We start from the raw sequence: 13522 nt of genomic DNA on the forward strand, positions 1-13522 counted from the left end.
TCCCCCGGAGCATTTCCAGCTATACAGTCGCTCACTCGGCTCGGTGGTCCGTGACCGAGAGCATTTTCCGGCGAAGTGGAGACCAGTTCGCCACAAGAAATGCGACCAGACAATAACTTCCCGAACATGGTCTGATTCAACTTGATCGGATCATACTCTGGAATTTCGGTAGGGAGTATATAGTGGGGAAAGCCTTCGCAGCTTCAGCAGCAGCATTTCTCTTGATCGCGCCCGGCCTCTGTTCTTCCGTGCAGGCAAAGGAGGCGTGGACCGCATTTCCTGATGCCGGTTCGCCGGCCGTTCAAGTCAGCAAGACAGCCACGGACGGCCATACGGTCTTCCTCGGCGGATGCAATAAGCGACTTGGCGCAGGATTCACCGGGACGTTCTCGTCCTATCGAGGCGACGCGCTTCAAAAGATCGACGATCAAAGCGAACCGGTCACGTTCGAGGTGACTGGAAAGGCCGGGACGGAACGGTTCGCGGGCGGCCTGCACTATATCGCCGGGGAAGAATCGTGGGGCATCACCGGACTTCTCTCGCCCGCCTTTGTTGTCGCCTTCGGTCGTGGCGATATGCTGACTGTTCGCAATGAACGCGGGAAAGCCGCTTTTTCCTTCGAGCTTCAAGGCTCATCGAAAGCCGCCGGAACCATGCAACGGGTCTGCGGTTTCGCAACCGCGCCGGCAGCATCACCCCGCGACTCATGGACTGCCGCGAGCACGACGGCCACGGCAATCACAGGCGACATCCAGATTTCGGCAAAGGGCATTCGGTTTGAAAACGGGACGACGCTCGAATTGACCAGCACCGATCAGCCTGGGGTCTTGCGGCTCGTAAAACGCGAGAATCCCGTATTGAAGAACAATAATCTGTTGTGCGGCCAGCAACCACCAACATTCGTGGTCTATGGCAGGGACGAAAGAACAGAGAGCCTGGACAGTTCGTCAAACCTTTATCTCAAGGTTTACAATGGCAGCCAGATCCCACCCGGTTCCGATGCCATCGGGATGGACCATAAGGGAAGCGGATTTTGCGCTCTTTACAACTACACGCGGTGATTGATCGGCGCGCGGAGATGCGATCCATAGCGGGGCAGCTACCAGCGATAGGTCACGGTGCCGAGAACGGTGCGCGTCCGGCCGACATTGCATTGCGTGGTCGAGAAGCAGGCCGCGACGTAGTATGCGTCGAACAAGTTGGTGGCGTTGACGGAGAAGCGCCAGTTGTCGATGTCGTAACGGGCCATCGCGTCCACCACCGTGTAGGCCGGTGCCTCGAAGGTGTTGAGGAAATCGCCGGCGCTGGCACTGACATAACGTATGCCGCCACCGAAGCCGAGCCCGCTCAGCGCACCATCGCGGATGGTGTAGTCGGCCCATAGCGACGCAAGATGCGGCGGTGATCGAAACGGGCGCTTGCCGAGGTCGGCGCCGTTGCTTTGGGTCACCCGTGCGTCATTATAGGCATAGGCGGCGGTCAGGTTGAGGTTGCTGGTCAGGCTGGCGACCGCCTCGAACTCGAAGCCACGCGAGCTAATTTCACCGGTCTGGATTGAAAACCCCGGATGAGCCGGATCTGCCGTGGTGACATTCTGGCGCCGCAAATCGTAAACCGCGGCGGTCAACCGTAAATTCGTGTCCCTCGGCTGGTACTTGATACCGGCCTCATATTGTTTCCCGGTCTCCGGATTGAACGGCACCTGGTCAAACGTCGTTCCAGAAACGGGCAGGAAGGATTCGGAATAGCCGATGTAAGGGACTACCCCGCTGTCGAATTCGTAGCCCAGCCCGCCCCGCTTGGTGAAGGCGCTGGCGATCTGATTGGTACTCGGACCGTTGGCGTTAAAGATGTCGGCGGTCTTGAGGTCCGACCAATCGTAGCGTCCCCCCAGGGTCACTATCCATCGATCGAGCTTGATCTGATCCTGAAGGTAGATGCCAGTGTAGTTTAGAGTTTGCTGGGTCCCATAGTCGGCAGGCGGCATAAAGACGCCAGTATTATAGATCGGTGCAAAGACATCGATCGGACCCACGACGCCACTATCTGTACCTACGTTTGTGATCTGACCCCACCGATAATCCACGCCGAACAGCACGGTATGACGCAGAGGACCAGTGTTGGCTTTCAACTCCGCCTGGTTGTCGACCGCAAACGAGTCCCAGGTTCTGTAGTTCTGGGCCCCACCTCGATTGAGCGTGCGCAAATCGGCCTGCACACTGCGTGGCGAGACGTAGCGATAGTCCCAGACCTGCCGTCCGTATTGAAGATTCTGCCTGAAGGTCAGGCCATCGGTGGCGCGATGCTCAAGATTGTACCCGACGGCCGTCGACTCCGTGTTGTCATAATCGAAGGCGGGCTCCCCGATGTAGCGCGTGATCGGAATTCTCCCGTTCGGATTCGGCAGCGCCGTTCCTCTTGCGGGGAGGCCGAAGTTCCACTTGCCTTGATCTTTTTGATACAGGCCGAAAGCTGTGATTTCCGTTGCAGTAGTCGGACGCCAGGTCACCGCCCCGGAGAGGAACGCACGCTTGTCGTTCGAGAAGTCGATGCCGTTGCCGCCCTCGCGCAGCAGGCCGGTGAAGCGGTAGAGCAGCGTCCTATCCTCCCTGATCGGGCCACCGAAATCGAATGCTCCGCCCCTCTGCTCGAAGCTGCCGCCCTGAAGCCGGACTTCGTGAAAGGGCTGTTCAGTCGGACGCTTGGTGACGAGAGCGATGACTCCGCTGGGCTGACCCTGACCATAGAGAACCGATGCCGGCCCGCGCATCACCTCGACGCGCTCCAGCCCATAGGGCTCGAGATCGCCACTGCCGATCGAGCGCAGCCCGTTCAAGTAGAATGCCCCGTTCAGCGGAGTTGTTTGGAAGCCTCGGATCTGGAACTGCGGTGCGCTGTGCTGATGTCCGCCGGTCCCGGCGAAAACGCCTGGCGTGTATTGCAGCGTCTCGTTCAGAGTCAGGTTTCTCCGGGTCTCGATCTGGTCGCGCGTCACCACCGAGATCGACTGCGGCACCTCGACGATCGGCGTGTCAGTCTTGGTGGCGGTGGCGCTGCGGCTGGCGACAAAGCCGTTCGCCGGCCCCCACGCGGTCTCGCCCTGCACGTCGATGGTGTCGAGCGAGATCGCGCCTGATGGAGCCGCGCCGCCGGCTGCAACAGAGTTTGGCGCGACAAGAGTCGCCGTATTGGTCCCGGTGAGCCTAAGATTGATTCCGGTGCCGGCCAGCAACGTCCGCAACGCTTGAGCCGGCGGCATCATGCCGTTCACAGCAGTCGAGCGATGACCGTCAGTGAGGCGGGTAGAATAACCGACCTGCCAGCCCGTCGCGCGAATGAAGGCATCGAGCGCCGCCGGCAACGGCTGAGCGGGAATCGAGAACTGGACGGCCCGGCTCTGCGCTGAGGCAGGCACCGGTTGTTGCGCAAATGACGGAGATGACAAGCTCGCGCCCGCGCAGCAGAGGATCGTCGAAGCCAGCAACCACGAGGTCATGCGGCGAAGCCTTCCAGCCGCAAAGGGAGTCCCCTGCCTGCTCTTTACCGCCTCCAGTCGAAATGCCATCTGCAACGCCCCGCTCAGCCCCGGAATCTTCACCGCTTCTTCACGCGAACCGGTGTCGAAAACGCTATAGGGTCCACGCGTCCGCTGAATACGAACGTCGCGCCCTATCACTGAGGACTGAGAAGGATCGCCAATCTCACAAAAAAAGTTGCGCGGGTCAGCGCAGGATAACGATCCCGCCCGGCAACGTCGTCATGGTCGCACCGGCGGCTTCCGCCAGCGATTGAATCACCAGAAGCGGCTGATCCAGTTTGTAATTCCCGCTCACCGAGACCCGCTCGATCGCGCTATTCGCGACGAAGATTCGCCCCGGATAGTAACGGCGCAAATCGTTCAGAACCTCTCCAAACGGCCGATCATCGAAACGAATGCGGCCTTCCAGCCAGGCGAGCGAGCGTTCTGTGTCGATTTTCCTGACCGGCGAGATCGAGCTCGCCGTCACACTGACTGTTTCACCCGGAGCCAGCGAAGCGTGCTCCCGGGGTTGGGCGCGGTTCGCGACCTCCACAACGCCGCGGCTGAGAACCACATTGTCTTCGCTGTCATTCAGCGTGACCGAAAACGCCGTGCCCTTGACTTCGACATCTCCGAAATGGCCGGCGACCCGGAACGGAATCGGTAATCCGGCGCGGACATCGAAATAAGCCTCTCCCTTCAGCATCCTGACGTCGCGCTGTCCGTTCGCGAAGTCGAGAGCAACCGCGCTCCCGGTATTCAAGGTCAGGCGCGATCCGTCAGGCAGCGAGACCGCCCGCTGTTCACCCGCGGCGGTAACGTAGTCGGCTTGCAGCCGCAGCGACAGGTCTGACCCTTTCGCCAGTGCAAATGCGACGATCACGGCCGATGTGACGGCAGCCGCCTTTTTGGCGAGCGAGCGCCGCCGTGTTTTCTTTCGCGGATTAACAACCCCCGTGGCGCTGGCGACATTTTTGGTGGCCTGCAGGAATTCCGGGGCGCCCCAGACCTCCGTGACCTTTTCGAACGCCGCCGCGCGGCGGGGATCGCCATCGAGCCAGGCCCTGAAAGCGCGGCTGGTCGCGGGATCGCCGCTCTGCCCTTGCAGGCGCACGAACCAGTCGAGCGCCTCGGCGTCGAACGGATCGTCCGCGCCGGGCTTTGAAGAACCGCCTGCTTCAGGATCGCCAGGGTTGTCCTGTGTCACTCAGATCGCCCGCGTGCTTGCTTGGAAGCCTCATAATGTATGACTCCACGCACGATCCGATCTCACAAAAAAGAGCCAGTCGGAATCCGGAAAGCTCCGGCCGGCCCAGCACGAAAAAGTACGATCTTGCCATAGCGTTTTCGAGCGAAGTGGAATCCGGTTCGCGTGGAGAAAACGTGTCAAATCAAAAAGCCAGAGTCTTTTACCGTTTCCGTGAAGCGGTGAAAGACTCTAGGTGCGATCTGGCCCTGCGATAGCGGTCATGCAATGCGCCATCGCCAGCCGCAAGTCATTATAGACCGTATTCGGAGATACGCCGAGATGCTCCGCGATGACGGGATAGGACCAGCCTTCCGTCCGGCGCAGAACAATCACCTTTCTCGCTCTTTCGGGAAGTCCGATAAGGGCTTGTTCGAAGAGATGGAGCCGCTCCTTGTCGATGAGCGCCATTTCCGCCGACGGCGCGTCACACGGAACATTGAGAACGGCCTTCTCATCCGTGATCGGACATTCGACCTGGGCACGACGCTTCTGCTGACGCTCCTGGTCGAAGGCGATATTGCGCGCGGTCTGGAACAGATAGGCTTGCGGATTCTCGATCAGGCTGCGCTGCGCCGATGCCAGCAGGCGGAGGAAGGTTTCCTGAGTCGCGTCCGCGGCATCCGCCCGATTGCGGAAACGGCGCAGGAAAAACCGGCGAAGCCGGCCTTCCTCCGTCTGCTGCAACTCCTGAACCAACGTCCCGAGCATATCGGGTCTCCTGACCAACGCACGCGGTGGGCGTCATTCCAAATGCAAGACCGCTAACCCCTGATCAAACAACCGACCTGGCCGCATGGTCCCGCCGCATGCACGATGAACCAACCGTGGCGCGTTTCTTAGCGTGAACGAATTTCCCTCACAAACGCAATTATTTAGAATGAGTTTAAGAAGACTGATCAGAAATCAGGCTGAACAAATCCGCAGCCCCATTGCATTGAAATTTCGATTGTTCTTGGAAGTGTTGCATTAAAGCGACGATGCATCGCGTTCCGGCGGACACGTCTCTTTCATTCAGCGAGGGATACACGACGGGTCAAGTTCTTCACGGGAGCACCTCGAACAGGCCAGCCGCGCCCATGCCGCCGCCGACGCACATGGTGACCACGGCATATCTGGCCTTGCGTCGCCGTCCTTCGATCAGGGCATGGCCGGCAAGTCGCGCGCCCGACATGCCATAGGGATGGCCGACCGCGATCGCTCCACCGTCGACGTTGAGTTTGTCCGGATCGATGCCCAGCCTGTCGCGGCAATAGATCACCTGCACGGCGAACGCTTCGTTCAGCTCCCAAAGATCGATGTCGTCCACCGTGAGGCCGTACCGTTTCAGAAGGCGCGGCACCGCGAGCACCGGGCCGATACCCATTTCATCGGGCTCGCAGCCCGCCGTGACGAAACCGCGGAAGATGCCGAGCGGCTTCAGGCCGCGCCTCGACGCCTCCTTGTCGCTCATGATCACGCTCGCGCTGGCGCCGTCCGACAACTGGCTGGCGTTGCCGGCTGTAACGGTGAAGCCCTCGCCGCGAACCGGCTTGAGCCCGGCGAGACCTTCAGCGGTCGTATCAGGACGTGGACCTTGGTCCTGCGACAACGTCACGTCCTTGAACGCGACGTCCCCGGTCTGCTTGTCGACGATCGCCATTCTTGTGGAGATCGGCGCCAGCTCGTCCTTGAATCTGCCGCCCTGCTGCGCGGCGGCGGTACGGCGCTGGCTTTCGAGCGCGTACTCGTCCTGCGCCTCACGTGAAATGCCGTAGCGCTTCGCGACCACTTCCGCGGTGTCGATCATGGGCATGTAGACTTCGCCCTTGATCTCGAGCAGCGCGGGATCCTCGGCATGAAAGGTGTTGGCGTGCTCGTTCTGCACCAGGCTGATCGATTCGCCGCCGCCACCGACCGCGATTCCGACGCCGTCGAACAGGACCGAGCGCGCGGCCAGCGCAATCGCCTGAAGGCCGGAGGCGCACTGGCGGTCGATGGTGGCGCCGGCCACGGTGACAGGCAGGCCGGCACGGAGCAGCGCCTTGCGGGCGATGTTGCCGCCGGTGGCGCCCTGCTGCATGGCGACGCCCATCACCACGTCCTCGATTTCCATCGGATCAATTTCGGCGCGAGCAACCGCCTCACGGATGGCATGGCCGAGCAGGGTCGCTCCTTCGGTGGCGTTGAGCGCGCCCCGATAGGCCTTGCCGATCGGCGTGCGGGCGGTGGAGACGATAACGGCTTCGGTCATCGGCGACCTCCTGTCAATTTGCGATCATTTGACCTGGCGCGTGTCTCAGGCGAACCGGTATCCATCCTCGGGTCAAGCACCGAGGCCATGCTTCGCTTGGAAATGCTCCGGCCTCTCAGAACGCCGCCGCCAGTTCCCGTGCACCCGGCTTTGCGCTGTTGCTGTCCATCCGCGCATCGGTGACCGCGAGCAACTTCGCCACCGTATCGTAACGGATCGCCACCGGATTGCGTTCATAGCCGCGGCGCTGGAAAAAATTCGCCGTCGGCACCCGTTCTCGCATCGCCTGCGGCATCGTCACCATGTCGAGGCCGGTGCCGTCGCCGGTGAGATTCATCATCTCCAGTTCGGCAGCGGTCAGCGGACGGGCATAACCCTTGTTGCGCGCGAAGATGATCGAGGTCAGGAGCTTGTGGGTCTGCAATAACGGACCGACATCGATATCCAGCACCAGCGCATGAATCGCCCAGCCTTTCGGCGTGTCGGCGAGCTTCTGATGCGCGCTCCAGGTATCGGGCGCCGAGCGCGCGTAAGCCACCATCCGCTTGACCATCGCGATCTTGCGCTCGGCCGCCGCACGCTGCGGTCCTGACAATCGCGCCGCTTTCTCGCCCAGCGCGCGCAGGATGTCATCGCCCTGCTCGGCGAGAAGTTCAACGCTGTTGGTGGTGAGCAACTGGTTATAGCCAATCGCGGTGGAGATCGCGCGGGATCCCGGCCGGGACGTGCTGAGACCCGATTGCATGTCGTGATTGCCGTTGCCGCCGGTCTCGAACGAATAGACCCGAACCGCCTGCTCTTTCGTCAGGCCGTAGGCTCGCGCCACCCTCGCATAGGCACGCTTGAAATCGACCTCGCTTTTTGGCCGCTGCGGCGCGAACTGGAACTGCTCCGCCGCCGCCCTCAGGAAATCGGCGACGACGGGAATGGATTTGCGTCGCCGCGGCGAACGCTCCTCTTCCGGCTCCGGGTTGACCGGTCGTTTCGGCCCGTCATAGAGCGGAGGCCGGACCAGCACGTAGTCGTCGAGGGTGACGGGCTGGCGATTGCGTCGCTTGGCGTTGCGAATGCGCCTCTTCTCGGCAATCGCGTTCCAGTAAGCGCCGGCATCTTCCTCGAAGGCGGCGCGCGCCTCCTCATACGCCTTTAGCCTGCGGCGATAGTCCGCAATCACCGTCGGGGTCGCCGCCTGCGCCATGGCGCCAACTGGCAACGCTGGGGTAGCCACGCCATCGGAGACGTCAGCGAGCGGCGCAAGCAGCAGCGCGCCCACGACGATCTGGTGACAACGACGAATCACTCGGTTCTGCATCACACCTGTGTAGCAAGCCCGCCACAGATGTCAGCCGCCAATCGGCCACGGTCACGACGACGCCACGAGAACAGCTTAAAAGGGTTTCGAGAATGGAGCATCATTGCCGTTGCGGTTGTGGAACTGGGCGTGTTCCGATAGTTTCCGCGTGTCGATCCCTGCTCTCAAAATCTGGTTCGGCTGCGTTGAACCAAACTCTGTCTTTGTTTTCCTCAACCAAGCACGATCTGGTTCAAAACCGGTTTCCACTTTTCGGCATCATGCTCTGGAAACTATTTGATTTGACGCGTTTTCTTCACGCGAACCGGATTCCACTTCGCTCGAAAACGCTATAGATACGAAACCGCATGTCAGGTCGCCCCAAACTCGTACTCGCCTCCGGTTCGCCGCGACGGCTCAGCCTGCTCAACCAGGCCGGCATCGAACCCGACGCGCTACGGCCTGTCGACATTGATGAGACGCCAACGAAGGGGGAGCTTCCGCGCGCCTGCGCCAATCGCCTCGCGCGCGCCAAGGCCGAGGAGGCATTGAGAGCGTTGCAGCTCGACGACGAACTCCGCGGTTCGTTCATTCTGGCTGCCGACACCGTCGTCGCGGTTGGCCGCCGCATCCTGCCCAAGGCCGATCTGGTTGATGAGGCTTCACAGTGCCTGCGGCTGCTCTCGGGACGCAATCATCGCGTCTATACGGCGGTATGCCTCGTGACGCCGAAGGAAAACTTTCGCCAGCGGCTGGTCGAAACGCGTGTGCGCTTCAAACGATTGACCCAGGAAGACATTCAAGCCTACATCGGTTCCGGCGAATGGCGCGGCAAGGCCGGCGGATACGCGATTCAGGGCATCGCCGGTTCGTTCGTGGTCAAGCTGGTGGGATCCTACACGAACGTGGTCGGGTTGCCGCTTAGCGAGTCGATTGGGTTACTCGGCGGCGAGGAATTTCCGATCCGCGCCGGCTGGCTAAATGCCAGCTAGGAAACCCGCCGGCGCGCGGCCGGAGAAGCCGTGCCCGATCTGCGGCAAGCCATCGGTGGAGGCTTCGCGTCCGTTCTGCTCGGAACGGTGCCGCGACGTCGATCTGAACCGCTGGCTGTCGGGGTCCTACGTTATTCCCGTCAGCAGGTCCGATGACGAAGACGCGGAATAGGCGGCGAGCTGCCCGACCCACGATTTGACTTGGCGATCTGAACGCCCGCTGCTCTTCAGACACCGGCAGATGGGTGGACAGGGCCATCGAGCCTGACTATAAACCGGCGCGCTGGCTGAAGCCGGACGACGCCCAGGTAGCTCAGTTGGTAGAGCATGCGACTGAAAATCGCAGTGTCGGTGGTTCGATCCCGCCCCTGGGCACCATTACCTTTTTCCGACATCTCAGAACGTCTCAGTGCATCTCATAAGATGTTAAGATAGTTATATTTTATTGTCTTTTGGCATCCCTCGCCATCTCGCTCCATATCCGCAGGTTTCACCCGATCCCAGGAATTTATTGGCCTTGATGTTGACCTCGCCCGGATATTTGCTGCCTTGAGGCCAACAGCGCGAGGCAAAAATGACCTTGATAAATACGGCTTGTCGTGCCGCGAGAACGGCATCGAACATCGGTTCACCAAGATCAATCATCCCTGGACCAACGGTCAGGTCGAGAGGATGAACCGCACCGTCAAGGACGCCACCGTCAAGCGTTTCCACTACGACAGCCACGACCAGTTGCGGCGGCATCTGCAGGACTTCATCGACGCCGACAACTTCGGCCGAAGGCTCAAGACGCTGAAGGGCCTCACCCCATACGAGTTCATCTGCAAACAATGGACTTCAGAACCGACCGATTCACCATCAATCCAATCCGTCAAATGCCGGGACTGAACAATTAGGCCGGCGCGGTTTGCCGGGGCGCCAAAAGCCTTCGATGCCGATAAAACTGCCGCCGCAGTCCCCATGGTCGCCACGAATTCACGACGGTGCATGATGTCCTCCTCGCTGATCGAACGTCCCTTTTCGGCACGTTATACCAAGGCTCGCTGATCAAAACCGGTACGCCCAATCACGCATTCCGATGAACGAAATGCGCCAAGGTTGATCGATTAGCCTGTTCCAGGCGAAGCAGCATCGACGCTCTTGTCCTTCGCAATTTCCGCCACTCGGGCAGAGAAGGTTTTTAGAATCCTCGATCGCGCCCTCGGCTTGCGCATGATGCCGCGGACGAGCGGCGAGTTCGCGATAGTCCATGCCTCGCAGTTCCCGGCTCGGAGTCTGCTTGGAGGTTGTGACCCTGAACTCCTCATACAGCCACCGCAGAGATCAACGATGCGCCAACGGACAACGCCGCAAACAGCAGGGATCGGGCCGCTGCTCACAATAGTGTTGGAGCCAGCATGTCGCGATGAAGCTCCGCCTCGATGACATAAAGGACGCTGACAAATGAGGAGGATAACCGGGGGATGTAAGCGACCCGTCAGCAACAACGACGCATCGCGGACGAGGATCGATTTTCCGCATGACGGAGTCCTCCGGCAGTGGTTCGTTCACAGGTCGTGTTGATGAGTTTCTCAGGCGAACTCCTTCTAACGCACCGCTGAACATCCAATAAGCAAAAGGATGAATGGATATTTGCGGATATCAGCAGCATCGATTGTCTAGCACTTTCAAAGCAGAGCATAATAGAAGCGCCATCGCACCGCGTTCGTTGCGTGATAACTATAGAGCTGCTATGCATTTGCGTAATAATCGACATCGTCAACGACGCTGTCATTCGGCATGCAAAATTGACCCCGTAAGCCGGGGGATCGGCGTCCAAAATTGACCCCCTACAGGTTGGCTGTTGCGCTGCCTGCTTTGTCATGAAGCAGGTGGTCGGGGATGCTGATCGTGGAGACGATTGCGCGGATACGGCGCGAACACTTCATCAAGGGCAAGACGATCAAGGAGATCGCCCGTGACCTGAAGGTGTCGCGGAACACGGTCCGGAAGGTGCTGAGGTCGGGCAAGACCTTGTTCGAGTATGAGCGTTCGATCCAGCCGCGCCCCAAACTCGGGCGTTGGGCGGCGGAGCTTGATGAACTGCTGGCGGCGAACGCGGCCAAATCGGCTCGCGAACAGCTGACGCTGATCCGGATCTTCGAAGAGTTGCGCGGACGCGGCTATGACGGCGGCTACGATGCCGTACGGCGTTACGCCAGGCGTTGGAGCAAGGAGCGCGGGCAATCGACCGCGGCGGCCTATGTTCCGTTGAGCTTTGCGGCGGGCGAAGCCTACCAGTTCGACTGGAGCCATGAGATCGTTCTCCTCAACGGCGTGACGGCGATCGTGAAGGTCGCTCATGTCCGGCTGTGCCACAGCCGCATGCTGTTCGTGCGGGCCTATCCGCGGGAGACGCAGGAGATGGTATTCGACGCCCACGACCGGGCGTTCGCACTGTTCAAGGGTACCTGCAGCCGCGGCATCTACGACAACATGAAGACGGCGGTAGAGACGATCTTCGTCGGCAAGGATCGCCGCTACAATCGCCGCTTCCTGCAGATGTGCAGCCACTATCTGATCCGATCCGGTCGCCTGCACGCCGGGCGTCGGGCTGGGAGAAGGGTCAGGTCGAGAACCAGGTCGGGCTGGTCCGGGAACGGTTCTTCACGCCACGGCTGCGGTTCAAAACCCTGGACGAGTTGAACGCGTGGCTTCTGGATAAGTGCATCGCCTACGCCAAGGCGCACCGACATCCAGAACTGGCCGAACAGACGGTCTGGGAGGTGTTCGAAGCCGAGCGGCCCAAGCTCGTTCCCTATGCTGGCCGGTTCGACGGATTCCACGCGGTGCCGGCATCGGTCTCGAAGACCTGCCTGGTGCGCTTCGACAACAACAAATACTCGGTCGCTGCCAGCGCCGTCGGGCGCCCGGTCGAAGTTCAAGCCTATGCCGATCGCATCGTGATCCGTCAGGACGGGCGCATCGTTGCGGAGCATCCGCGATCGTTCGGACGCGGCGAGACGACCTACAATCCCTGGCACTACGTGCCGGTGCTCGCGCGCAAACCCGGGGCCTTACGTAACGGCGCACCCTTCAAGGACTGGGTGTTGCCGGCCGCGATCGAACGGATCCGGCGCAGGCTCGCCAGCACCGACGACGGCAATCGACAGATGGTCGACATCCTCAATGCGGTGCTGACGGACGGTTTGTCGGCGGTCGAAGCCGCCTGCGCCGAGGCGATCGCTCATGGCGTTCATTCCGCTGACGTCGTTCTCAACATCCTGGCTCGCCAACGCGAACCCGCTGCACCGGCCAACATTATGACGCCGGCGGCACTGACGCTCCGCCATGCGCCGATCGCCGATTGCGCCCGTTACGACAACCTCCGGAGGACCATCTGATGGAACGAACCCAAATCTTCGACCTCATGGGTGAGCTCAAACTCTACGGAATGAGGGCTGCCTTCGACGAGATCATGGCGACGGCCGTCAAGCGCCAGCACGAACCTCAGCACATCGTCGGCGACCTGCTCAGCGCCGAGATCAACGAGAAGCAGGCGCGGTCGATCAAGTACCAGCTCACCATCGCCAAGCTGCCATTGGCCAAGGATCTCGATGACTTCCAGTTCGAAGGCACGCCGATCAATCAGACGCTCGTCAATGATCTCGCCGGCGGCGGCTTCATCGCCCAGCAGCGCAACGTCGTGCTCGTCGGCGGCACCGGCACAGGCAAAACCCACCTGGCCATCGCAATCGCCAGAAGCTGCATCCGATCCGGCGCCCGCGGTCGCTTCTACAACGTGGTCGACCTCGTCAATCGCCTCGAGATCGAGACCCGTAACGGACGTCAGGGCCGGCTTGCCGAACATCTGACCCGGATGGACTTCATCGTGCTCGACGAACTCGGATATCTGCCCTTTGCCCAATCCGGCGGCCAGTTGCTGTTCCATCTCGTCAGCCGGCTCTACGAGCGTGCTTCCGTCATCGTCACCACCAATCTCGCCTTCGGCGAATGGCCCAGCGTGTTCGGCGACGCCAAGATGACCACCGCGCTGCTCGACCGGTTGACCCACCACTGCGACATCGTCGAAACCGGTAACGACAGCTGGCGCTTCAAAAGCCGCGACGACGATCACGCCACCCGCGCTCGTCTCGTCTCCGCAATCCCGGCCAGCTCCGACGAGTCGAGCGCTACCCTCAAACCACGCCGCGCGAAGGGGTCAAAATTGAACGCCGATACGGGGTCAAATTTGCGAGCC

Annotated in this window: 10 protein-coding genes, 1 tRNA gene and 2 pseudogenes; 7 read left to right on the forward strand and 6 right to left on the reverse strand. The window is 60.8% G+C overall.

The annotated features are described in order from the left end of the window. Nucleotides 1-182 precede the first annotated feature (182 nt). Nucleotides 183-1061 carry a hypothetical protein gene (locus tag NB311A_RS11220; protein ID WP_131522910.1) on the forward strand — a complete coding sequence of 293 codons (879 nt, stop codon included), beginning with the start codon at nt 183-185 and terminating at the stop codon, nt 1059-1061. A 38-nt stretch (nt 1062-1099) separates the two neighbouring features. Here the strand turns inward: NB311A_RS11220 and NB311A_RS11225 are convergent, their stop codons facing one another. From NB311A_RS11225 to NB311A_RS11245, 5 genes are all read right to left on the reverse strand, one after another. Continuing rightward, nucleotides 1100-3496 carry a TonB-dependent siderophore receptor gene (locus tag NB311A_RS11225; RefSeq protein ID WP_245256982.1) on the reverse strand — a complete coding sequence of 799 codons (2397 nt, stop codon included), beginning with the start codon at nt 3494-3496 and terminating at the stop codon, nt 1100-1102. Between the two features lie 226 nt (nt 3497-3722). Further along, nucleotides 3723-4727: a FecR domain-containing protein gene (locus NB311A_RS11230; protein WP_009798670.1), complete on the reverse strand. Its 1005-nt coding sequence runs from the start codon at nt 4725-4727 to the stop codon at nt 3723-3725. 231 nt (nt 4728-4958) lie between these two features. After that, a complete protein-coding gene (locus tag NB311A_RS11235; protein WP_009798671.1) occupies nt 4959-5477 on the reverse strand; it encodes an RNA polymerase sigma factor in 519 nt (172 codons plus the stop codon). Between the two features lie 334 nt (nt 5478-5811). Further along, the gene (locus NB311A_RS11240) at nt 5812-6999 is read right to left on the reverse strand and encodes an acetyl-CoA C-acyltransferase (protein ID WP_009798672.1); all 1188 of its coding nucleotides are present in this window, start codon (nt 6997-6999) and stop codon (nt 5812-5814) included. A gap of 115 nt (nt 7000-7114) precedes the next feature. Beyond that, nucleotides 7115-8311, reverse strand: a complete 1197-nt coding sequence (locus NB311A_RS11245) for a hypothetical protein (RefSeq protein WP_009798673.1) — start codon at nt 8309-8311, stop codon at nt 7115-7117. Nucleotides 8312-8658: 347 nt separating this feature from the next. Between NB311A_RS11245 and NB311A_RS11250 the strand changes: the two genes are divergently transcribed. From NB311A_RS11250 to NB311A_RS11265, 4 genes and pseudogenes are all read left to right on the forward strand, one after another. Then, nucleotides 8659-9282, forward strand: a complete 624-nt coding sequence (locus NB311A_RS11250) for a Maf-like protein (protein ID WP_009798674.1) — start codon at nt 8659-8661, stop codon at nt 9280-9282. Then, nucleotides 9272-9454, forward strand: a complete 183-nt coding sequence (gene yacG, locus NB311A_RS11255) for a DNA gyrase inhibitor YacG (protein WP_009798675.1) — start codon at nt 9272-9274, stop codon at nt 9452-9454. The genes NB311A_RS11250 and yacG overlap by 11 nt, the downstream gene beginning before the upstream one ends. Nucleotides 9455-9584: 130 nt before the next feature. Continuing rightward, nucleotides 9585-9660 (forward strand) — tRNA-Phe (locus NB311A_RS11260). 222 nt (nt 9661-9882) lie between these two features. After that, nucleotides 9883-10178, forward strand: a pseudogene (locus tag NB311A_RS11265) (integrase core domain-containing protein); the annotation flags it as partial. 151 nt (nt 10179-10329) lie between these two features. Here the strand turns inward: NB311A_RS11265 and NB311A_RS23185 are convergent. After that, a complete protein-coding gene (locus NB311A_RS23185) occupies nt 10330-10602 on the reverse strand; it encodes a winged helix-turn-helix domain-containing protein (RefSeq protein WP_116394757.1) in 273 nt (90 codons plus the stop codon). Between the two features lie 561 nt (nt 10603-11163). Between NB311A_RS23185 and istA the strand changes: the two are divergent. Together istA and istB are read left to right on the forward strand one after the other, a co-directional pair. Continuing rightward, nucleotides 11164-12665: pseudogene (gene istA, locus NB311A_RS11270) on the forward strand (IS21 family transposase). Next, a partial coding sequence (istB, locus tag NB311A_RS11275; RefSeq protein WP_009797880.1) for an IS21-like element helper ATPase IstB occupies nt 12665-13522 on the forward strand: 858 nt, incomplete at its 3' end. The pseudogene istA and the gene istB, both read left to right, overlap by 1 nt.

The sequence above is a fragment of the Nitrobacter sp. Nb-311A genome (assembly GCF_000152905.1).
GTDB lineage: Bacteria > Pseudomonadota > Alphaproteobacteria > Rhizobiales > Xanthobacteraceae > Nitrobacter.